At 67.7% G+C, this 21,301-nt stretch carries 17 protein-coding genes and 1 other RNA gene; 12 read left to right on the top strand and 6 right to left on the bottom strand.

Translation table 11 applies throughout. From position 1 onward, the window contains the following. The first annotated feature begins 27 nt into the window (after positions 1 to 27). Genes G3I17_RS17710 through G3I17_RS17720 form a run of 3 tightly spaced genes read left to right on the top strand, consistent with a single transcriptional unit; the run spans position 28 to position 3,375 of the window. On the top strand, positions 28 to 741 hold the full coding sequence (locus tag G3I17_RS17710) for a C4-type zinc ribbon domain-containing protein (RefSeq protein ID WP_343238339.1): 714 nt from the start codon (positions 28 to 30) through the stop codon (positions 739 to 741). Further along, positions 738 to 1,886: a bifunctional RNase H/acid phosphatase gene (locus G3I17_RS17715; protein ID WP_164597558.1), complete on the top strand. Its 1,149-nt coding sequence runs from the start codon at positions 738 to 740 to the stop codon at positions 1,884 to 1,886. Before G3I17_RS17710 ends, G3I17_RS17715 begins: the two co-directional genes overlap by 4 nt. 52 nt (positions 1,887 to 1,938) lie before the next feature. Further along, on the top strand, positions 1,939 to 3,375 hold the full coding sequence (locus G3I17_RS17720; RefSeq protein ID WP_164597560.1) for an RNB domain-containing ribonuclease: 1,437 nt from the start codon (positions 1,939 to 1,941) through the stop codon (positions 3,373 to 3,375). Positions 3,376 to 3,430: 55 nt separating this feature from the next. Here the strand turns inward: G3I17_RS17720 and G3I17_RS17725 are convergent, their stop codons facing one another. Beyond that, entirely contained in the window at positions 3,431 to 4,168 is a 738-nt protein-coding gene (locus tag G3I17_RS17725) for a helix-turn-helix transcriptional regulator (RefSeq protein WP_164597921.1), read from the bottom strand. Between the two features lie 55 nt (positions 4,169 to 4,223). On the opposite strand from G3I17_RS17725, the gene G3I17_RS17730 reads away from it, so the two are divergent. Further along, on the top strand, positions 4,224 to 5,354 hold the full coding sequence (locus tag G3I17_RS17730) for an MFS transporter (protein WP_343238340.1): 1,131 nt from the start codon (positions 4,224 to 4,226) through the stop codon (positions 5,352 to 5,354). On the opposite strand, the gene G3I17_RS17735 is transcribed toward G3I17_RS17730, so the two are convergent. The 5 genes from G3I17_RS17735 to G3I17_RS17755 form a co-directional block, all read right to left on the bottom strand. Next, positions 5,355 to 6,770, bottom strand: a complete 1,416-nt coding sequence (locus G3I17_RS17735; protein WP_203590372.1) for a D-arabinono-1,4-lactone oxidase — start codon at positions 6,768 to 6,770, stop codon at positions 5,355 to 5,357. It abuts the gene before it with no gap. A gap of 55 nt (positions 6,771 to 6,825) precedes the next feature. Beyond that, positions 6,826 to 8,442, bottom strand: coding sequence for a TROVE domain-containing protein (locus G3I17_RS17740; protein ID WP_164597562.1), 1,617 nt, complete (start codon positions 8,440 to 8,442; stop codon positions 6,826 to 6,828). A gap of 224 nt (positions 8,443 to 8,666) precedes the next feature. After that, the gene (locus G3I17_RS17745; protein ID WP_164597563.1) at positions 8,667 to 9,512 is read right to left on the bottom strand and encodes a pyridoxal-phosphate dependent enzyme; all 846 of its coding nucleotides are present in this window, start codon (positions 9,510 to 9,512) and stop codon (positions 8,667 to 8,669) included. Positions 9,513 to 9,536: 24 nt separating this feature from the next. Beyond that, positions 9,537 to 9,940: RNase P RNA component class A (rnpB, locus tag G3I17_RS17750), an RNA gene on the bottom strand. A gap of 7 nt (positions 9,941 to 9,947) precedes the next feature. Next, positions 9,948 to 10,316, bottom strand: a complete 369-nt coding sequence (locus G3I17_RS17755) for a DUF952 domain-containing protein (RefSeq protein ID WP_164597565.1) — start codon at positions 10,314 to 10,316, stop codon at positions 9,948 to 9,950. Positions 10,317 to 10,414: 98 nt separating this feature from the next. On the opposite strand from G3I17_RS17755, the gene G3I17_RS17760 reads away from it, so the two are divergent. The 8 genes from G3I17_RS17760 to G3I17_RS17790 all read left to right on the top strand — a co-directional run bounded on the left by G3I17_RS17760 (position 10,415) and on the right by G3I17_RS17790 (position 21,166). Continuing rightward, positions 10,415 to 10,978 carry a helix-turn-helix domain-containing protein gene (locus G3I17_RS17760; protein WP_203590373.1) on the top strand — a complete coding sequence of 188 codons (564 nt, stop codon included), beginning with the start codon at positions 10,415 to 10,417 and terminating at the stop codon, positions 10,976 to 10,978. A gap of 108 nt (positions 10,979 to 11,086) precedes the next feature. Beyond that, positions 11,087 to 11,587, top strand: coding sequence for a hypothetical protein (locus G3I17_RS39860; protein ID WP_203590374.1), 501 nt, complete (start codon positions 11,087 to 11,089; stop codon positions 11,585 to 11,587). After that, positions 11,587 to 11,835 carry a hypothetical protein gene (locus G3I17_RS39865; RefSeq protein WP_203590375.1) on the top strand — a complete coding sequence of 83 codons (249 nt, stop codon included), beginning with the start codon at positions 11,587 to 11,589 and terminating at the stop codon, positions 11,833 to 11,835. The genes G3I17_RS39860 and G3I17_RS39865 overlap by 1 nt, the downstream gene beginning before the upstream one ends. Positions 11,836 to 12,005: 170 nt before the next feature. Then, the gene (locus G3I17_RS17770; protein ID WP_164597567.1) at positions 12,006 to 14,777 is read left to right on the top strand and encodes a glycoside hydrolase; all 2,772 of its coding nucleotides are present in this window, start codon (positions 12,006 to 12,008) and stop codon (positions 14,775 to 14,777) included. Between the two features lie 11 nt (positions 14,778 to 14,788). Then, positions 14,789 to 17,611 carry a carbohydrate-binding protein gene (locus tag G3I17_RS17775; RefSeq protein ID WP_164597569.1) on the top strand — a complete coding sequence of 941 codons (2,823 nt, stop codon included), beginning with the start codon at positions 14,789 to 14,791 and terminating at the stop codon, positions 17,609 to 17,611. A 13-nt stretch (positions 17,612 to 17,624) separates the two neighbouring features. Further along, entirely contained in the window at positions 17,625 to 18,773 is a 1,149-nt protein-coding gene (locus G3I17_RS17780; RefSeq protein WP_203590376.1) for a ThuA domain-containing protein, read from the top strand. A 132-nt stretch (positions 18,774 to 18,905) separates the two neighbouring features. Then, positions 18,906 to 20,396, top strand: a complete 1,491-nt coding sequence (locus G3I17_RS17785) for a peptidase S10 (protein ID WP_164597571.1) — start codon at positions 18,906 to 18,908, stop codon at positions 20,394 to 20,396. After that, a complete protein-coding gene (locus G3I17_RS17790; protein ID WP_164597573.1) occupies positions 20,393 to 21,166 on the top strand; it encodes an aminoglycoside adenylyltransferase domain-containing protein in 774 nt (257 codons plus the stop codon). Before G3I17_RS17785 ends, G3I17_RS17790 begins: the two co-directional genes overlap by 4 nt. Positions 21,167 to 21,301 lie beyond the last annotated feature (135 nt).

A 21,301-nucleotide genomic window follows, 5' to 3' on the forward strand; every position in this document is an offset into this window, starting at 1 on the left:
AACGCCGAGCCCGCCGTCCAACGCCGGTTGCTGGACCTGCAGGATCTTGACCTGCAGCTGGATCAGGTCGTCCACAAGCGCAAGTCGTTGCCCGAGCATGCGGCGCTGGCCGAGCTGGCGCAGGAGAAGTCGGTCGTCGACCGGGAGCTCGTCACCGCCGATACCGAGGTCGGTGACCTGCGCCGGGAGCAGAAGAAGGCCGACAGCGATGTCGACCAGGTCCGCCAGCGCAAGGCGCGCAACCAGCAGCGGATGGAATCCGGGCAGGTCACCTCGCCGCGCGACCTGGAGAACCTGCAGCACGAGATCGGCTCGCTCGACCGCCGGATCTCCGACCTGGAGGACGCCGAGCTCGAGGTGATGGAGCGGCTGGAGGCGGCCGAGGGCGTGCAGAGCGAGCTGCAGACCCGCGCGGACGCGTTCGCCGGCCGGCAGACCGAGCTGGAGGCGACCCGGGACGCGGTGCTGAAGGAGCTCGACGAGCAGCGCGCGAACGTCGGCGACCAGCGCGCCACGATCGCCGCCGAACTGCCGGACGAGCTCGTCACGCTGTACCTGAAGGTGCGTGAGCGCAACGGTGGCATCGGCGCCGCGCCGCTGGTCGGCAAGCGCTGCATGGGTTGCCGGATGGAGCTGCCGCCGTCCGAGCTGAGCCAGATCAAGGGCACCGCGGCCGACGTCGTACTGCGGCACGAGGAGTGCAGCCGGATCCTGGTACGGACGTCGGAGAGCACCCTGTGAGCAACGGCCCGTCGCACGTCATCGTCGAGGCCGACGGCGGCTCCCGGGGCAACCCGGGGCCGGCCTCGTACGGCGCGCTGGTGCGTGACCCGGCGACTGGCGAGGTGATCGCGCAAAAAGGCGTGACCATCGGTATCGCGACCAACAACGTCGCGGAGTACAGCGGGCTGATCGCCGGGCTGGAGCTGGCTCGCGAGTACGCGCCGGACGCCTCGATCGAGGTCCGGATGGACTCCAAGCTGGTGGTCGAGCAGATGGCCGGGCGCTGGAAGATCAAGCACCCGGACATGAAGCCGCTGGCGATCAAGGCGCAGTCGCTCGCACCGTTCGGCACCGAGTGGACCTGGGTGCCGCGCGCCCAGAACGCCGCCGCCGACGCGCTGGCCAACATGGCGCTCGACGGCAAGCCGGTACCACTGCGCCCGACGGCGGGCCCGGCCGCGCAGGCCGCAGTACCGGCTGAGCCGTCGGACCAGCAGAAGGCCATGCAGGGTTGGGGTGCGCAGGCCGAGCCGCCGACCCAGCTGATCTTCCTGCGCCACGGCCAGACGCCGCACACCGTCGACAAGCGGTTCTCGGGTTCGGGTGGCGACGACCCGTCGCTGAGCGAGCTGGGCCAGCAGCAGGCCGCGGCCGCGGCGCAGTACCTTATGCGGTATCAGCTAGCCAAGGGCGGCGGCATCGACGCGATCGTCAGCTCGCCCATGACGCGCACGAAGCAGACCGCCGCGGTGGTCGCCGAGACGCTCGGGCTCGACGTGAAGGTCGAGAAGGGCTGGGTCGAGTGCTCGTTCGGTGACTGGGACGGTCACACCTTCGCCGAGGTCCAGCAGAAGTGGCCGGAGGCCCTCAACGCCTGGATGGAGTCGACCACGGTCGCGCCGCCCGGTGGCGAGTCCTTCGATGCCTGCGCCCGCCGGGCCCGCGCGGCCCGCGACGGCCTGCTTGCGGCGTACCCGGGCAAGACGGTGCTCGTGGTCACCCACGTGACCCCGATCAAACTGATGGTCCGCTCAGTCCTCCAGGCCCCGATGAACTCCGTCTTCCGGATGGAGCTGGCCCCCGCCACCCTGACCGAGATCCACTGGTACGCCGACGGCTTGGCCTCGTTGAAGTCATTTAATGTGCAGCCAGCACTAGTCTGACCCAAGACGCCGTGCACGACGGGGTGCTCGGACGGATGGACGGAGTGGTCGCGTGCCGTTGCAAAGGGTGCATTTCGCCGACGAGGTTCCTGAGGTTTTCCGCGCTTCGCTGCAGGCGATCAGACGAGAACTCGAGGTACCGGCGGAGTTCCCGGCCGAGGTGGTGCAGGCCGCGCTGGCGGCCGCGGCCAACCCCCGGCTGCCGGAGCTGGACCGGACCGAGATCGAGTTCGTCACGATCGACCCGCCGGACTCGATGGATCTCGACCAGGCGCTGCACATCGAACGCAACGGCGACGGCTACACCGTTCACTACGCGATCGCCGACGTCGCCGCGTTCGTTCAGCCGGGCGACCCGCTCGACGTCGAGGCACGCAAGCGGGGCGAGACCCTTTACGCCCCGGACAAGCGCACCCCGCTGCACCCGCCGGAGCTGTCCGAGAGCGCGGCCTCGCTGCTGGCTGACCAGGTCCGGCCGGCGATCCTCTGGACGATCGCGGTCGACGCGACCGGTGAGGGCACCGACGTGACCTGCGAGCGAGCGCTGGTGAAGTCGCGCGCCAAGCTCAACTACGCGGGCGTGCAGAAGGACCTCGACGCCGGTACTGCCTCGGAGTCGCTGCAGTTGCTCCGCGAGGTCGGCAAGCTGCGCGAGCAGCGCGAGCTCGAGCGCGGCGGCGTCAACCTGCCGATCCCGGACCAGGAAGTCATCACCACGGACGGCGAGTGGACGCTCGAGTTCCGCGCGCCGCTGCCGGTCGAGGGCTGGAACGCGCAGATCTCCCTGCTGACCGGCATGGCCGCCGCGCACTTGATGATGTATGGCGAGATCGGCATCCTCCGCACGCTGCCCGAGTCGCACGACGACCTCCGTCGCAAGCTGGAGAACACCGCCAAGGCACTCGGCATCCCGTGGCCCGTAGGTACGTCGTACGCCGAGTTCATTCACGGGCTCGACCCCAAGGTGCCCGCCCATGCGGCGATGCTCGCGGCCTGCACCGTGCTCTTCCGTGGCGCGGGCTACACGTCCTTCTCGGGTGGGGTTCCGGCGCAACCGGAGCATGCCGCGATGAAGTCGGAGTACGCGCACTGCACCGCGCCGTTGCGCCGGCTCGTGGATCGCTGGACCAGCGAGATCTGCGTGGCGCTGTGCGCTGACGCCGAGGTGCCCGCGTGGGTTCGTGAGTCGATGGACGAGATCCCGAAGATCATGGAGGAGTGCGCTCGCAAGGCGCACGCCTATGAGCGCGCGATCGTGGGCATGGTCGAGGCCGGGCTGGTCGCCGAGCAGGTCGGGTCGTCCTTCGACGGCGTCATCACCGACGTCGACGACCGTGAGCCGACCCGCGGGATCGTCGCGCTGTCCACCCTGGCGATCGAGGGCCGCATCACCGGTACCGCGGTGCTGCCCCTCGGCCAGCCGGTCCGGGTCAAGCTCACCGAGGCCGACATCGCCAAGCGGACGGTCGCTTTCGAGCTGATCCCCTGAGCGCCGACGCCGGTTGTGTGCGCCTTCTGTCCTTCTTAACCTATGAGGCCGATCTCTAGAACTGACGCCCAGGTGTCTGGCCGAAGGCGCGGCGGAAGACGTCGATGAAGGCGCTCGGGCTGGACCATCCGCAGCGGTAGGCGACGGTGGTGACGGGCTCGCCGTCGGCCAGCAGGATGAGCGCGTGGTGGAGGCGGAGTTGCGTCCGCCACTGCGGGAAGGTCATCGCGAACTCCTGCCGGAACAGGCGTGACAGCGTCCGCTCGGCCGCGCCCACCTGCGCGCCCAGCTGGGACAGCCCGCGCCCGTCAGCAGGGTCGGCGTACAGGATCTCGCAGACCGCGACGAGGCGGGAATCCGTTGCCACGGGCAATCGGATTGGCTGCTGCGGCGACTGCTGGAGCTGATCGAGCAGTACGCCGCGGATCCTGGCCCGGGCGGCGCTGTCGTCGTCGGGGTCGGCCGTGTAGGCGATGATCAGCTCGCGAAGCAGCGGGCCGACAGCCAGTACTGCGGGCGCTTCCAGGTCGACCGGGTTCTCGGCGGCGGGCAGCCCGACTAGATGAAGCTCGGTCGGACCGTACGCGCGATGCTCGTGCACGGTCCCGGCCGGCACCCAGATCGCCCGGGTCGCGGGCGCGATCCAATGGCCGCGATCCGTGGTCACGGCGAGCACGCCACTCGCGGCGTACGCGATCTGGTGGTCGTCGTGCCGATGCGCGTCGATACCCGCGCCGGGGGCGAGCCGGCGCAGCGCGGTCGGCGCGATCGGGTTGTGGCGGGGAATCGACATCATCTGTCAGATTATCGGAAGCCGGTCAACACTGGTGACCCTCAGGCTGGAAAGCGTGAAGCGACTCCAGAGCACGCTGCTCTCCGCCGGCCACGGCAGCGTGGATCTCTACCAAGGGATCGTTCCCGTACTCGTCCCGTTCCTGGTCGCCGAGCGCGGCTACGACTACCTCGCCGTCTCGGGTTTCGTGCTGGCCGCGACATTGCTCTCGTCCGTCGTCCAGCCGCTGTTCGGTCTGCTGACGGATCGCTGGTCGATGCCGTGGCTGATCCCCGTGAGCATGATCACGGCCGGCCTCGGCGTCGCGCTGATCGGCGTCTCATCGTCGTACCCGTTCGCGCTCGCCGCGATCGGCCTGACCGGCATCGGAGTCGCCGCGTATCACCCGCAGGCCGCCCGTACTGCGCGGTCGGTGACCGGTGGCAGCCACGTCGGGATGAGCTGGTTCTCGCTCGGCGGCAACCTCGGATTTGCGGTCGCACCCGCCGCCGGACCGCTTCTCGCGTACTCCGGGCTGGCGGCGACCCCACTCCTGATCGTCCCCGCTGTCGTTGGCGCGGCGATCACCGTGCCACTGCTGCGATCCGGCGCCACGGCAGGACTCCGCACGCGCGACCTGCTCGGCGTCGACGACTGGCCCGCGTTCCGCACGCTGACGGCGATCATCGTCCTGCGCTCGATCACGTACGTCGGCCTGAGCACCTTCCTCGGCCTGTACGTGGGTCAGCGACTGCAGCTGAGTGCGGGCGCCAGCGCGACAACTCTCTTCGTGTTGTTCGGCGGGGGAGTGATCGGCACCCTGCTGGGCGGCCGCCTGGCAACACGCTATGGACGCCTCGCCACGATGCGCTGGTCCTACGCCGTCGCCGCTGTCGCCCTCGCCGGAATCGCCCTGGTCCCGACAGCCGCCCTCTTCATCTTCGTCGCCGTGACCGCCGTTGCCCTGTACGTACCGTTCTCACTCCACATCACCCTCGGCCAGGACTATCTCCCAACCCGCGTAGGCACGGCCAGCGGCGTGACTCTCGGCCTCGCCGTGAGCGCCGGCGGCGTCCTGGCCCCCGCCCTGGCGGCAGCCGCCAAAGCAACCTCACTCCAACTAGTACTCGCCGCCCTGGCGATCCTCCCAGCCCTCGGCGCCCTACTCACCCGCCGCCTCGCAGAGCCGACCGAACCCTGCCACTGACTACTGCTGTAGCAGCCGCTTGGTGAAGTCGTTGTCGAACTTGCCTGCCGGGTCGTGCTGCGCCTTCAGCTCGAGGAAGCGGGTGTAGCGCGGCCCGAGGGCCGCGGCCAGGTCGGCGCCCGTGATGCTCCGGCTGTACTTGCCGAGGTGCGGGCGGGCGCCGATCTCGCGCATGAGGGCTTCCGCCGCGGCGTAGTACTGCTCGAAGGCGTGGGAGTCGTTGCAGAGCAGGTCGAGCCAGACCGAGTGGCGGTCGCGGCCGGCGCCGAGCAGGGTGCGCTCGTGGCCGGCCGGGGTGAACCGCACCTCGACGAAGGTGTAGGGCAGGTCGCCGGAGTACATCGACTCGTACAGCTCGAGGAAGCGGCGGGCGACCGGCATCGCGTCCTCGTACGGGATCGCGAACTCCAGCTCCTGGTGCAGGTGGTAGATCGAGCGGTTGTACGCCCGGTTGCTCTCCAGGACGAGATTGCTGCCGCGCTTGAGCCGGTGTGCGGCGCGCGAGACCTTCGGCAACAATCCGGTCTTCGCCAGCAGTCCGGCGAACCACGCGGCTGTCAACGCATCGAACGAGATCGTCACGGCCTCGCGGAAGTCGCCGAGGAACGACTGCTTCTTCGCGGTCGGCTGCCAGGTGTTGAGCTGGCAGCGATCCGTGAAGGGGAAGAGATACAGGCTCAGATGCGCGTGCTGCTGGAGCAGCGTCCCGAGGTTCGCTTCGACCAGCGGCAGTTCCGACAGCTCGACCCGCTGCTCGACGTTGAACCGGTCGACCGCCTGCACGGTCGCCTCGATGATGATGCCGACGGCACCGATCCCGCCGACCGCGGCGGCGAACAACTCGTCACCCGGCACGCACTCGTGCACGATTCCGTTGCCGTCGACAAGCTTCAGCCCGGTCACCAGTTCGCTGACGAACCCCCAGTCGCGCCCGGTGCCGTGCACGTCGGTCGACAGGATCCCCGCGATGCTCTGCGCATCATGCGAGGGCAGTGACGCAAAGGCGAGTCCATCCGCGAGCAGCGTCTTGGCGATCTCGCGAACGCGCGTCCCACCCTTGAAGGTGACCTGCTTCTTCGCCAGGTCCTTGGCCACCACCCCGCGGTAGGAGTCCAGCGAGATGAGCGTCCCCGTCGTCTCGATCCCGCTGTTGAACGAGTGCCCCGCCCCGAACACCCGAACCTGACCACCGGCCTTCACCAGCTCGACGATCTCCTGCTCACTCGCCGGCCGCGCCACTCGCTGCGGCCGATACCGAAACCGCCGCAACCAGTTCCGGAACACCCCGCCAGTGACCCGTCCCTCGAGCCAGATGTACCGCCCACCGGTCACCGCATAGAGGAGCACGTTCCAGGTGGTCAGCACCCCGACAGCGAAGTACCCCCGCCGCTTCATCACCGCAGGATTCCGGTCCATGCCCGATAGTGACACGCCCATCGGGCCAACGTCGTCGGCCCGATGGGCGTCTTTGTCACAGACCGCGAGCGAAGTTCGAGATCAGCGCCGGTACTGCGCTGTCGAACCCGGACACGTCGAGCATCCCGGCATCGTGCGGATCAGCGATCGTCCTGCCCGTCGCGGTCATCGCGACCACGATCAGCCGGGCATCGATCCCGGTGCGCTGCCGGTACTCCCGCAATGCCTGGTACGGATGGATCTCCCCGTGCCAGGTCTCGTTGTCGGTGAATACGACGAAGGCGTCGATCTCCAGCCCCTTCGCAAGCGCATGCCGCATCGGCAGCGAGCAATCCGTACCGCCGAACGACAGGTCCGAGACGGCCCGGACAACATCGTCGAGCCGCTGCCGCGGACTGATGGCCAGCCGCGTCAGGGCCGGCCGAGAGTACACGCTCGCCGAGCCCGCACTGGTGAACCCGACCAGCTCGTACTGCGACTCGGTGGCAGCCGTCACCAGTGCGAGTGCAGCCGACGCCTCCCGGCAAGTCAGCGGCAACCCCGACACCGACTGCACCATCGACCCCGACACATCCAGCGCGAGCATAAGCCGCTTGCCCGTCGGCTCGACCGCACCGAACGACGTGTAGAACGCGGCGTCCAGCGCATCCACGATCGGCTGTGAAGGCGACCACGTCGACACTCCCCGGACACCCTGGCCGGACGCATAGGTGCGCTGGGCAACCAATACGTTGACCGGATGGATACGGCCCTTCTTCAGCCGTTCCGGATCGCTGAGCTGGGCCGCCACCCGACCCGTCCAGTCACTGAACGGACCGAGCAGCCCGAGCCGTGTCAGCCGGGGGAGCTGCCGCAGCAGAGCGGTCTGTGGCAGACCGTTCGACAGCAGCGACTCCCAGACGGCCGGCTCGTTCTGGAACCGGTCCGGGATCATCTCCCACGAGATGCCCCGGTTGAGCGTGACGAGGTCAGCGACCTCGCTGACGGACGACGCAGCCTGGATCCGCTCGAAAGCGACCAGCAACGGCAGCCCGGTCAGCTCGGCCTCCCGGCCATGGATCCAGTTGAACAGCTCGCGCCGGGCCGGCTCGATCGTCTTCGGATGCGACAGCCGCAGCAGGTCGGCATGCGTCCAGCCCTCACGCTGCCGGTACTTGAGCGCCTGGTAGGCGACGTTCTCGACGTCACGGGAAGGATCCACGTACCAGCTACCGATCGCCCGCCGCGTCCCACGACCCCAGCCACCGAACTGCTGGAGATAGCCGGCGAACAGGAAGAGCTGCGTTCCGGTCCGAGCCACCAGCGGCACCGCCGCGAGCGCAGCCTTGCGGCCGTCGGCGTCACCGAGCTTCGCCGCGGCAGCCAGCGCGAACAGCGCCGGGTTCTGCTTCGGCGCGCGACCGGCCGCCGAGATGGCGAGCACCTCGGCGACGACCTCCGCCGTCCGGGTCCGGGCCAGCTCGAGCACCAGCTGCGCGTTCGCCTTGGTGAGCTCACGCTGACCGACGTAGTACGTGCCGCCCGTCGACCCCAACGTGAGGAATCGGCGCAACTGCGCCAGCTCGTCCGGCACGAAGGTGTATCCACCCGCGCTGTTCTTCTCCTGCCGCGGGTCGGCCTGCTCGCCCTGCGGTGTGCGCAGAGTGCTGACGGACGCTAGTGGATCGGACATTTCCTCTCTCCTCAGGACGTGACGAAGGCCCGGGTGGACGTGTTGTGCCGACCGGAAGCTGCTCTGCCAATTGAGCTACACCGGAGGGTGATCCGGTGGCGGGACTCGAACCCGCAACCCGCCCGTTAGAAGTGGTAACCGATCAACTCCGGCCCACCCAGGCCGTCGTTCTGTCCACAACTGTAGGGCGTCGGGCCCCGTGAACGCCAAGTATTTAAGGGCAATCAGTTGATCAGCGCAACGACCGTCGTGCCTGGAGCGAAGTGTCCGCGGTGAACCTGGTCGAAGAGGGCGTACATCATCTTGGCTTCGTAGACCCAGTCGAGGAGTAGGTCGTGTCTCGAGTCGAAGTCTTCGATGAAGGAGTCGAGAGATGGGGTGCGCTTGGCATAGCCGCCGAAGTGGTAGTCGGGTTCGAGGTGCCAGTCGCCGACGCGGTCTCCGTAGGTCGCTTGCTGGAGGGCGATGATGTCGTCTTCCAGTGCTGCCTTGAGGACCGGTACGCCGATCACGGGCTGACGCGCACCCGCGGCGAGGCCGGCGAGAGTGCCGCCGGTGCCGACGGCGCAGAAGACGGCGTCGAAGGGCTCGGTGATTTCGGCGGGCAGCTCGGCGCAACCGCGGAGCGCGGCCGGGTTGCTGCCACCTTCGGGGAGCAGGTAGAAGTCGCCGAATTCGCCACGCAGGGTGTCGAGCACCACGGCAGAAGTCTTCAGCCGGTACGACGTACGGTCGAGATAGGTGAGCCGCATCCCGCGCGAGACGGCATACGCGAGGGAAGGGTTCAGCGGCAGGTGTTCTTCGCCGCGGACCACGCCGATGGTGTCGAAGCCGTAGTGGTGCCCGACCGCGGCGGTGGCGCGGAGGTGGTTCGAATAGGCTCCGCCGAAGGTGAGCAGGCGCCCGGCCTCAACCGCCGGCGCCACGTTGTGCTTGAGCTTGCGCCACTTGTTGCCCGGGATCTCAGGATGGATCAGATCATCCCGCTTCAACAGCACGCGCACACCGCGGGCGGCCAGCAGTTCATCGCGCAACTCGGCGACCGGTGACGGCAGTTGAAGGTCGAGCATACGACCAGTTTCGCAGCTGGTGAGTGAACGGGCCGGTCTGTAAGCCGGATCCTGTAATAGGCGATCATCTATCTACGGTGACCGTTGCCGGGCACCTCTAGCAGCCTACCCGTGAGCTCGGGCGGGCAGCCCTCGGACGCTCACGCGGACGACAGTTGCCCATCGCCCTTCTTGGCCTTGCTCCACGTGGGGTTTACCTAGCCTCCACAGTCGCCTGCGGAGCTGGTGGTCTCTTACACCACCGTTTCACCCTCACCCGCACCTAGATGAACCACGGGGTCCATCCAGGCCGCTGGCGGTCTGTTCTCTGTGGCACTGTCCCGCGGGTTGCCCCGGGTGGGCGTTACCCACCACGTTGCCCTGTGGAGTCCGGACTTTCCTCGGCGCCCACCGTTGCCGGTGAACGACGCGATCGCCCGACCGGCCCGTTCACCCTCAGGATAGGGCCTGCGCGCTCACTTCCGGGTATCGGCCGTCGGCGGCCTGCTCGTACGGGCGTACCTCGACGACGGCGTCGAGGTTGAGCGGACCGTACAGGTGCGGGAACGAGATGCCGACCGCGTCCAGATCCTCGTCGCACAGCGCCGACACCAGTAGCCCGGTGTCGATCACGAGCAGGCACAGCGGCTCGGTCACGTCGGAGTAGAAGGAGTTCGCGACCATGGCGACCTTGTCCGGGCGGGAGCAGTGGATGAAGGCGGCGCCGTCATCGAGCGACTTGCCGCGGGTGGACCACCGATAGCTGCCGGCCCGCTGCGCCGCTTCCCACTGGCCGGCGAAGGCCAAATGCAAGATCAGAGCCATGGATCAAACCCTAGTGCCCGGCAGGCGGAAGTCCGGGTAGCCAGAGAATGCAGAATATTCTTTGCAGAAACTATTCTGCATGATCCACGCTGCCCGGTATGAGTGATCGCGAGGTCCACGACGGTGAAGAGCTGAAGGCGCTGACCCACCCCTTGCGCGTCCGGATGCTCGCAGTACTGCGGGAGGACGGCCCGGCGACCGCGACCGAGCTGGCCCGCCGGTTCGGCACCGACACGGGCGCGACGAGCTACCACCTGCGGAAGCTCGCGCAGTACGGGTTCATCGAGGAGGCCGCCGTCGAGGGGCATCCGCGGGCAAAGCACTGGCAGGCCGTGCATGCGACCACCAGCTGGAAGAACACCGAAGCCGGCGCGACCGGCGAGGGCCGGACGGCGGCAGACTGGATGCGCCGGCAACAAGCCGGAATCCTGCAGTCCGACGCCCAGTCGTTCGAGCGACTCCAGGACACGCTGCCGCCGGAGTGGATCGATGCGGCCGGCATCGGCGACCTGCTGGTCAGCCTCAGCCCCGATTCCGTCAACGAACTCTGGGACCGGTTCTACTCCCACCTCGACGAGCTGAAGGCCAGGGATGCCGGCAATGCGGCTGCGCGCCGGGTCTCGATCGTCGTCGGTGGGTTCCCGCGACCCGATCCGTCATGACGGCCCGGGCGGCCCGGCGGCGCTATGCGCTGATCAGCTTCCTCACCTGGCTACCGACCGGGCTCTACATCCCGGTGATGGTCGTCCTCCAGCCTGGCCGGTCTGCTGTTGCTCGGGCTGGCCGAATCGCTGTGGCTGCTGGCTCTGTCCGGCGTACTGCGCGGCGTGGCTCGCGCCCTCGGCAGTGGCCCGATCGAGGCCTGGTATGTCGATCAGGCGCCCACCGAGGCCGCGGAACTGGCTCGCGGGCTGTCCTTCGGAGTGATGGCCGCGTCGGCCGCGCTGGCCGTCGGTACGGTCGCCGGTGCGCTGATTCCGGCCGGCCTTGGAGTGAGTCTTGCCGTGCCGGTGCTGATCGCCGCAGCGGCCGACGCGGTTCGCCTGGTCGTGACCCTGGTCGCGATGCCCGAGCCGAAGTACGAGGCCTCGACCTTGCGAAGCATCCTCCGCAGTGTGCCTGAGGTGATCGCGGGCGGCGTCCGGCTCGCAGTGCGGAACCTCGCGCTCACCCGCATCCTGATGGTCAGCGCCGGGATGGGCGTCGCGTTGGCGGTCATCGAGTTGCTGACGCCGGCCTGGATGGCCGAGCTGGCATCGCCTACCTGCTGATGTTCGTCGGCTTCGGGATCGCCGCCGGCTCGCTGGCCCAGTTGCTGCACAGCCAGGTCACGGCGGCCGAACGGGCAACCATGGTGTCCGTCCAGTCGCTCTTGCTACAGCTCGCAGGTGCGGTGGGCGCTGTCGCGCTCGGGTACCTCGCGGCTCTCGCCGGACCGCTCCCCGCCTTCCTGGTCGCGGCTGCTCTGCTAGCGCTCCCGGTGGCACGGCTGGTGGTTCCGGAACCAGTGAGGGCTTGACAGCACAGTGTGAGCACAGAAAGATCCGATGTCTACCTGTGATCCTCTCCGCCCCCAGGTCACAGGTCCGCACCATCTCCAGGAGAGATCCGATGAACACCCTCCTGCGATCCCGCCTGCCCAAAAACTTGCCGAAGGTTCGTCCCAAAATCCTGCCCCGACTGCTGCTGGTGACAGCGGTTCTGGCCGGATCGATCGCCACCAGCGGGCCTCCCGCCACGGCGGCACCTGGGACCACGGCTTGGCAGAACGGCTCCTTCGTCGTCGACCGACCGAATCTCGTCCGCCGTTCCGACATCATCCTCGGCCGTCCCAACCCCGCGCCCGCCGAATCGCTCCCACTGGGCAACGGCGCCCTGGGCGCGGCGGTGTGGTCCGCCGACGGCTTCACCGCCCAACTCAACCGCACCGACACCTTCCCCGACCGCAAGTCGCTCGGCCAACTCGTCATCCCGGGCCTGTCCCGGATGACCGGCGCCGCCGACTTCGCCGGCCGCCTCGACCTGTACGACGGGATGCTGCGCCAAAGTGGCGGCGGCATGACCCTGACCGCGTTCATCCGCGCGGACACCCAGCAGTTGGTCGTCGACGTCACCGGCGCCGACCCCAACGCGACCCAGACCGCACAGGTCAAACTCTGGAGCGGCCGTACGCCGACCGCGCGCGCATCCGGTCCAGTGGCCGCACTGGCCGAGACCTGGGTCGACAACAGCGGTGCCGGCGCCTCCGGCCGGACCTTCGGATCGCTCGCCGGTGTGACGGCCGGCGGCCGCAACGTCGTCGGCTCGACACCGAACTCATCGACCGCCCAGGTCGCTTTCCAACCCAACACCGACGGCTCGTACCGGGTGGTCGTCGCAGCACCCAGCTGGACCGGTGGCGACTCGATCGCGACCACGAACGCAATACTGAACGGCGCGGCCACCCGCCCGGCGAACGAAGTACGGGATGCGCATCTGCAGTGGTGGCACGACTACTGGAGCCGGGCCGGCCTGATCAAGATCAGCTCGCCCGACGGCACCGGTGACTATGTCGAGAACCTGCGGACGATCTTCCTGTACGCGAGCGCCGCCCAGAGTCGCGGCGTGCTCCCCGGATCGCAGGCTGGTGTCGCCGACCTGTTCACGTTCTCGCAGGACAGGCGCGACTGGTATCCGTCCGGCTACTGGTTCTGGAATCTCCGCATGCAAGTCGCGGCCAATCTCTCGGCCGGCCTGCCGGGCCTGAACGACCCGATGTTCCGCCTCTACCAGGACAACGTCGACGCTATCGCGTCCTGGACCAGTGCACACATGCCCGGCCGAACGGGCCTGTGTGTACCGGAGACGATGCGGTTCAACGGCAACGGCACGTACAACGGCGGCACCGACAACTCGTCCTGCGACTCGACCATCACCCCGCAGTGGAACTCGCTCAACGTCACCACGGGGGCGGAGGTCGGGCTGTGGGTCTGGGAGCACTACCGGATGACCGACGACCAGGCCTTCCTCCAGGCGCACTACCCGTTGATCAAGGGTGCGGCGCAGTTCCTGCTCTCGCACGCGACAACCGGTTCGGACGGCAAGCTGCACACCAGGTCGAACGCCCATGAGACCCAGTGGGACGTCACCGATCCGACCACCGACATCGCGGCGATGCAGGCCTTCTTCCCGATTGCCGTGAAGGCTGCGCAGACCCTCGGCGTGGACAGCGCCCTGGTCAGCCAGCTCAACGCGGCGATCCCGAAGATCCAGACGTTGCCGCGGACCGACACGGCAACGCAGACCCAGTTGCTCCCGCCGTCGTCGGATGCCAACGGCAACACCATGATCGGCCCGTCCACCCAGCCGGCGGCACAGCGGCGCAACAGCGAGAACATCGGTCTGGAAGCGGTCTGGCCGTTCAACCTGATCGGCGACAGCGGATCGATGACGGCGCTGGGACGGCGCACCTACACGTCGCGTAGCTATGTCAACAGCCACACCTGGAGCTACGACTCGCTGCACGCCGCCCGGCTCGGGATGGCGAGCGAGATGAAGACCGCGCTGCTGGACGCGATCAGGAGGTTCCAGGTCTATCCGTCCGGAATGGCGAGTTTCACCGCCCAGCCGGCGTTCGAGCCCTACATCGAGCAGTCCGGGGTGCTCGCGGCGACCGTCCCCGAAGCGCTCGCCCAGGACTACGACGGCGTACTGCGAATAGCGCCGTCCTGGCCGGCCGACTGGACCGGCGAGGGAACAGTTGCCATCGGCCACAAGTCGAAGGTGCACGTCCAGATCACCAGTGGCAGCCCGACCACGGTCGCCATCTCGTCGGGCGCGAACCAGCAACTCGCCGTACGGAGCCCGTGGCCGGGCCAGAGCGTCACGGTGCTGGACGGCCAGACCCGCGCGACGGTGGTCGGTCCGCAGACCAATGCCACCTTCACCATCCCGGCCCAGTCCGGCAGGTCCTACCTGGTCGAGAAGACCGGGTCCGCAGTACAACCTTTCCAAGCCCTGTCCGGTACGCCGGCCGCCACCGCCCGCCGCTATGACAAGGCCACCATCGGCCTGCCCAGGCAAACCCCGGGTACGGGCACGATCAGCCTTCGCGCCAAGGCCAACGGCAAGTACGTCACCGCCGGCACAGGTACGCCGCTGATCGCGAACAGTACGACGATCGGCACGGCCCAGCAGTACGAGATGGCCGATCTCGGCGGCGGCAACGTGTCGCTCCGGGCCAAGGCCAACAACCTCCTGGTGGCGGCGGACAACGCCGGCGCTGCACCACTGCTGGCCAAGAACCAGGCGGTGGGCTCGTGGGAGACCTTCCAGCTGATCCGTAACGGTGACGGCACGGTCAGCTTCCGGGCCCAGGTCAACAACAAGCTCGTCTGCGCTGACAACGCCGGTGCCGCCCCACTGATCGCCAACAGAGACGCGATCGGCCCGTGGGAACAGTTCGACTTGATCAACAACTGAGGAGCAGGACCATGAAGAAGAAAGGTGCCCGGCAGATCTCGTTGCTGATCACAGCCGTGCTGACCGCCGCGCTCGGACTGACCGCATCAACCGCCCAGGCAGGGTCCACCATCCCGGCCGCCAACTACCAGCAGGTGTCGCTGGCGACCGGGTCGGGTGAGCTCGGCGAAGCGATGTCGCTGGCGATCATGCCGAACCGATCCGTTGTCCACACGGCCCGCGACGGAACAGTCCGGATCACCGACGCGGCCGGTACGACGTCGCAGGCAGGCAAGCTCAACGTGTACACCCACGACGAGGAAGGCCTGCAGGGCGTGGCGGTCGACCCCAACTTCACCGCCAACCGCTTTGTCTACCTCTACTACTCGCCCCGGCTGTCCACCCCCGACGGTGACGCGCCGACCGACGGCACCCAGGCCGATTGGGACCGCTGGAAAGGCGAGCTCTACCTGTCCAGGTTCGTACTGAACACGAACAACACGCTCGACCTGGCCAGCGAGAAGATCGTCCTGCGCGTCCCGAACGACCGTGGCCAGTGCTGCCACGTCGGCGGCGATATCGATTTCGATGCCGCTGGCAACCTCTATCTGACCACCGGCGACGACAGCAACCCGTTCCAGTCCGACAGCTACACGCCGATCGACGAGCGGACCAGCCGCAACCCGCAGTTCGACGCGCAGCGCACCTCGGGCAACACCAACGACCTGCGCGGCAAGCTGCTCCGGATCAAGCCGCAGCCGGACGGCAGCTACACGATCCCGAGCGGGAACATGTTCGCGCCGGGTACCGCGCAGACCAGGGCCGAGATCTACGCGATGGGCTTCCGGAACCCGTTCCGGATGAGCGTGGACAAGCCGACCGGCATCGTCTACCTCGGCGACTACGGTCCCGACGCCGGCGTCACGAACGCCAATCGCGGCCCGAACGGCCAGGTCGAGTTCGACCGGATCACCGCACCCGGCAACTACGGCTGGCCCTACTGCACGGGCACCAACACGACCGCCGAGACCTACAACGACTTCCAGTTCCCGAGCGGGCCGTCGGGCGCGAAGTTCAACTGCGCGGGCGGTCCTACCAACAACTCCTTCCGCAACACCGGCCAGACCACGCTGGCGCCGGCCAAACCGGCGTGGATCCGGTACGGCGGTGACGCGGGCACGCCGCCCGAGTTCGGCAACGGCGGGTCGGAGTCGCCGATGGGCGGACCGGTCTACCGCTTCGACCCGAATCTCAACTCCGCGGTCAAGTTCCCCCAGTCGCTCGACGGCCGGTACTTCGCCGGTGAACTCGGCCGGCAGTGGATCAAGGCCATCGAGGTGACCTCGAGCGGAGGCGTCGGCGACATCGGCGCGTTCCCGGCCTGGACCGGCACCCAGGTGATGGACATGGCCTTCGGTCCGGACGGCGCCCTCTATGTGCTCGACTATGGCACCGGCTCGAACAACCAGGCACTATGGCGGATCGAGCACAAGGGCACCGCGAACGGCAACCCGATCGCCAAGGCAGCCGGGACGCCGACTTCTGGTGGCCGTCCGCTCACAGTGGCGTTCTCCTCCGCGGGGAGCTCAGATCCCGAGGGTGGTGCACTGACCTATCGCTGGACGTTCGGCGACGGCGGTACGTCGACGCAGGCCAACCCGTCGTACACCTACAACACGGCGGGCAACTTCACGGCGACGTTGACCGTGACCGATCCGACCGGGCTGACCGGTTCGGCGAACGTACAGATCAGCGTGGGCAACACAGCTCCATCGGTGACGCTGCAAACGCCGTTGGACGGTCAGCTGTTCTCCTTCGGCGACACCGTGCCGTTCCAGGTGAACGTGTCGGATCCGGAGGACGGCACGATCGACTGCAGCCGGGTGAAGGTCACCTATCTGCTCGGGCATGACGTTCACCAGCACCAGATCACTTCCAAGAACGGTTGCAGCGGCTCGATCGCGGTACCGGTCGATGGCGAGCATGATCCGGCGGCGAACGTCTACGGCGTCTTCGACGCGGAGTACACCGACAACGGTGGGCTCACCACGCACAGCCAGCGCAAGCTCCAGCCGCGACACCGGCAGGGCGAGCACTTCAGCGCCCAGTCGGGTATCCAGCTGGCCGATCACGGCACTGCGGAAGGCGGTAAGACCGTCGGGTTCATCGACAACAACGACTGGATCTCGTTCCAGCCGTATGCGGTCGGCAACGCGACATCGATCAGTGCGCGAGTGTCCTCGGGTGGCATCGGTGGGACGCTCGAGGTCCGGGCCGGATCGGCGACCGGAACAGTGATGGCGTCGGTCGCGGTGGCACCGACCGGTGGCTGGGAAACCTTCGTCAACGTCTCCGCCAACCTCAGCAACAAGCCGGCCGGTACGACGACGCTGTTCCTGGTCTTCAAGGGGGCGACGGGGCAGGGCAACTTGTTCGACCTCGACGCCTTCACGTTCGCCACGTCCGCCTCGACAGGCACTACTGCCGAAGGAGAGGCGTTCACCTCGCAGCTCGGAGTACAGGCGGCTGCTCATGCGGGTGCCAGTGGCGGTAACACGCTCGGGTACATCGACAACGGTGACTGGGCGGGCTACTCGCAGGTGAACACGGCCGGCAAGACCAGCTTCTCCGCGCGGATCTCCTCGGGCGGGGCGGGCGGCACGATCCAGGTGCGGTCGGGCTCGGCCACGGGGACTCTGCTCGGCTCGGTCACCGTGCCGGTCACAGGTGGCTGGGAGAACTTCCAGACGGTTTCCACCTCTCTGACCGGCAATGTCACGGGCCCGCTCTTCCTGAACTTCACCGGTGCCGCTGGGGCCCTCTTCGACGTCGACACCTTCACAGTCTCTCCCTGAAAAGGACAACTCCATGACTACTTTCACGCGTCGTGAGTCGCTGGTGACAGGTGCGCTGCTGCTGGTCGGCGGCGCCGTCGGCTGGCAACCCGCCATGGCTGCGGCAGCTACTGCCGCTGCTCCCTACCAGGTGCTCGTGTTCAGCAAGACGGCTGGTTTCCGGCACGATTCCATTCCGGCCGGCATCCAGGCGATCCGGGACCTGGGGACCGCCAACGGGTTCACGGTCACCGCCACTGAGGACAGCAATGTGTTCACCACATCCCAACTGGCCGCCTACAAGGCCGTCGTCTTCCTGAGCACGACCGGCGACATTCTCAATGCCGGTCAGCAGACGGCGTTCGAGACGTACATCAACGGCGGTGGTGGCTACGTCGGGGTCCACGCCGCAGCCGACACGGAGTACGGCTGGCCGTACTACGGACAGCTGGTCGGCGCGTGGTTCAACAGCCACCCTGCGATCCAGCAGGTGACCGCGAGGGTCGAGGACCGCACGCATCCGTCGACCGCACACCTCGGCACGACCTGGGTCCGCACGGACGAGCTGTACAACTACTCCAGCAACCCCAGGCCGAACGTGCACGTGCTGATCAACCTCGACGAGTCCACCTACAGCGGCGGGAACATGGGCGATCACCCGATCGCCTGGTACCACTCGCAAGGCTCCGGCCGCTCCTTCTACACGGGATTCGGGCACACCATCGAGTCGTACTCCAATCAGGCGTTCCGTCAGCACCTGCTCGGTGGCATCCAGTACGCGGCCGGTGCCGGGTCGACGCCGCCGGTCACCACGATCGAGGGCGAGGCGTTCACGTCGCAGTCCGGCGTACAGGCGGCCGGACACGGTGGTGCCAGTGGGGGTAACACGCTCGGGTACATCGACAACGGTGACTGGGCGGGGTACTCGCAGGTGAGCACCGCCGGCAAGACCAGCTTCAGCGCGCGGATCTCCTCGGGCGGCGCGGGTGGCACGATCCGGATCCGCTCGGGCTCGTCGACCGGAGCTGTACTCGGGACTGTCGCAGTGCCGGTGACTGGTGGCTGGGACAACTTCCAGACCGTCTCGACCACGCTCACCGGCTCGGGCAGCGGCCCGCTGTTCCTGACCTTCAGTGGTGGCTCAGGCGCGTTGTTCGACATCGACACCTTCACCATCACCTAAACCCTGCGAGCCCACCACCGGTGGGCATGAACAGGAAGCGGCGGCCGTGAACAAGGTAGACCTTGTTCACGGCCGCCCGAAGGTGTTCGAGCCCACCAGTGGTGGGCTCGCCGCGCTGATAAGTTGCCGGGCATGGTGACCCCTGAGCAGGCTCCGGAGACAGAGGCGAGCAAAGCCAGCGCGGCAGGCAAGGCGACTCCGGTCGATGACTTGGTCAGTACGCAGCACACGCTCACGGCGGGGCGACGCAAGCTGAAGTACACGGCGACCACCGGGCGGGTCGTGCTGCGCCAGGAGGTGGTGACGGACGGCAAGTCCGATGGGCACGTGCCCAAGGCCGAGGTGTTCCTGACGGCGTACACGCTGGACGACGCCGATCCGGGGAGCCGGCCGGTGACCTTCGCGTTCAACGGTGGGCCGGGGTCGTCGAGCATCTGGCTGCATCTCGGGCTGCTCGGCCCGCGCCGGGTGGTCTCGGGCGACGTTGGTGAGCTCGCGCCACCGCCGTACGGGCTGGTGGACAACGCGGAGACGTTGCTGAAGGACAGCGACCTGGTCTTCATCGACCCGGTCTCGACCGGCTACTCGCGTGCTGTCGAAGGGGAGAAGCCGGGGGACTACCACGGCTTCACCGCCGACCTGGAGTCCGTCGGTGAGGTGATCCGGTTGTGGACGTCGCGCAACGGGCGCTGGATGTCGCCGAAGTTCCTCGCCGGTGAGTCGTACGGGACGACGCGCGCCGCCGGGCTGGCCGCGCATCTGCAGGACCGGTACGGGATGTACCTGAACGGCATCGTGCTGATCTCCGCGGTGCTGGAGTTCGGCACGGGGGAGTTCAGCCCGGGCAACGACCTTCCGTTCAGCATGTTCCTGCCCTCGTACGCCGCTGCCGCGCACTACCACGGGCTGATCCCGGACAAGACGCTCGACGAGGTGCTCGCCGACGCGGAACGGTTCGCGGCCGGGCGCTATCCCAATGCGCTTGCCCAGGGCAACCGGGTGCCGGAGGACTTCCGGACCGAGGTGATCGGCCGGCTGGCCGAACTGACCGGGTTGTCGGAGGACTATCTCGACCGGGTGAACCTGCGGATCAGGGACTTTCGGTTCTTCGCCGAGTTGCTGCGCTCGCGCCGCCAGGTGATCGGCAGGCTGGACACCCGGTTCACCGGCTGGGACGCGGACTCCGCCGGCGAGACCTCCGAGGACGACCCGTCGTTTCGCGCGATCATCGGGCCCTACACGGCGGCGCTGAACCACTACCTGCACGCGGAGCTCGGGTACGACAACGATCTGCCGTACGAGTTCCTCAGCAGCCAGGCGGCCAAGGACTGGTCGTTCAAGGAGTTCGAGAACAACCACGTCACGGTCGCGGACAAGCTCGCCGAGGCGATGCGCGCCAACCCGCACCTCAAGGTGCACATCGCGTCGGGGTACTACGACTGCGCGACACCGTACTTCGCCACCCGGTACACGCTGGGGCGGTTGCAGATCCCGGCAGAACTTCGCGACAACATCGAACTTTGCGACTACCCGGCGGGTCACATGATGTACGTGCACGAACCGACCCGGCGGCAGCAGTCCAAGGATCTGGCCGCCTTCATCAAGGGAGCCTCCAACCGATGACCGACCTTCCTGCCGAAGTCACCGGTATGACGGTGCGCTACCTGGAGCTGATCGACCAGGTGCTGCCGGGGCAGGTGACCGGGTTCTATCTGACCGGGTCCGTACCATTGGGCGACTTCCGGCCGGGACGCAGCGACATCGACGGGGTGGTCATCCTCGCCTCGCCACTGGCAGATGCATCGCCGGTGCGCGAAGTGCACGAGCAGTTGCCGTTGGCACCTGCTTTCGACGTCACCTACCTGACCGCCGCCGATCTTGCGGTCGCGCCGGATTCGAGCAAGCCGGTCGTGTTCACGCTCGACGGTGTCTTCAAGGAGGCGCCGTCTGGTGGCCCGGTGTCGCCGGTGCTCTGGTCGGAGCTGGCGCGGCAGTCCCTCGCTCTTCGCACTGCGCCCGGCCTGGTCGTGCATGACGACCAGAAGGCGCTGGAGGTGTTCACCCGCGACAACCTCCGGACATTCTGGGCCTCGCAGTTCGATCAGCTGGAGGCGGCGACCGCTGAGTCGCCGGACGATGAGGTGGCGCCCGACTGGGTGCTGCCGTGGGTGATGCTCGGCGTCCCGCGCCTGCACGCACTCCTTGCCACCGGCAACATCATCTCGAAGACCGCGGCCGGCGAACACGCCCTGATCGCCTTCCCCGAGTGGGCCACGTTGCTCCACCGCTGCCTTGACCACCGGGCCGGCAAACCCGAAACCTTCACCGCCGCCGACGCCAAGACCGCCGTCCCCTTCGGCCGCCAGGTCATCACGACCGCGCTGGCGCTGTAGGTGGTCCTCTACATCCGCGAACCCGCGCCGATGACGGTCACCCCGCCACCCCCGCCCCGTTTGAGGGGTTAACCCCCGAGAGCGTGGGTTGCCTCCCGAGAATCTCGCTGGGCAACCCACACTCTCGGGGGTTAA

Origin of the sequence: Streptomyces sp. SID13031 (assembly GCF_010548305.1) — a bacterium.
Classification (GTDB): domain Bacteria; phylum Actinomycetota; class Actinomycetes; order Propionibacteriales; family Kribbellaceae; genus Kribbella.

What these genes read in the sequence shown, in the direction of transcription:
- G3I17_RS17725 (WP_164597921.1), bottom strand. Translation starts at nt 4,168, where the DNA reads ATGTCGATTCCCCGCCACAACCCGATCGCGCCGACCGCGCTGCGCCGG.
- G3I17_RS17735 (WP_203590372.1), bottom strand. Translation starts at nt 6,770, where the DNA reads ATGGACCGGAATCCTGCGGTGATGAAGCGGCGGGGGTACTTCGCTGTC.
- G3I17_RS17740 (WP_164597562.1), bottom strand. Translation starts at nt 8,442, where the DNA reads ATGTCCGATCCACTAGCGTCCGTCAGCACTCTGCGCACACCGCAGGGC.
- G3I17_RS17745 (WP_164597563.1), bottom strand. Translation starts at nt 9,512, where the DNA reads ATGCTCGACCTTCAACTGCCGTCACCGGTCGCCGAGTTGCGCGATGAA.
- G3I17_RS17755 (WP_164597565.1), bottom strand. Translation starts at nt 10,316, where the DNA reads ATGGCTCTGATCTTGCATTTGGCCTTCGCCGGCCAGTGGGAAGCGGCG.
- G3I17_RS17760 (WP_203590373.1), top strand. Translation starts at nt 10,415, where the DNA reads ATGAGTGATCGCGAGGTCCACGACGGTGAAGAGCTGAAGGCGCTGACC.
- G3I17_RS39865 (WP_203590375.1), top strand. Translation starts at nt 11,587, where the DNA reads ATGTTCGTCGGCTTCGGGATCGCCGCCGGCTCGCTGGCCCAGTTGCTG.
- G3I17_RS17775 (WP_164597569.1), top strand. Translation starts at nt 14,789, where the DNA reads ATGAAGAAGAAAGGTGCCCGGCAGATCTCGTTGCTGATCACAGCCGTG.
- G3I17_RS17780 (WP_203590376.1), top strand. Translation starts at nt 17,625, where the DNA reads ATGACTACTTTCACGCGTCGTGAGTCGCTGGTGACAGGTGCGCTGCTG.
- G3I17_RS17785 (WP_164597571.1), top strand. Translation starts at nt 18,906, where the DNA reads ATGGTGACCCCTGAGCAGGCTCCGGAGACAGAGGCGAGCAAAGCCAGC.
- G3I17_RS17790 (WP_164597573.1), top strand. Translation starts at nt 20,393, where the DNA reads ATGACCGACCTTCCTGCCGAAGTCACCGGTATGACGGTGCGCTACCTG.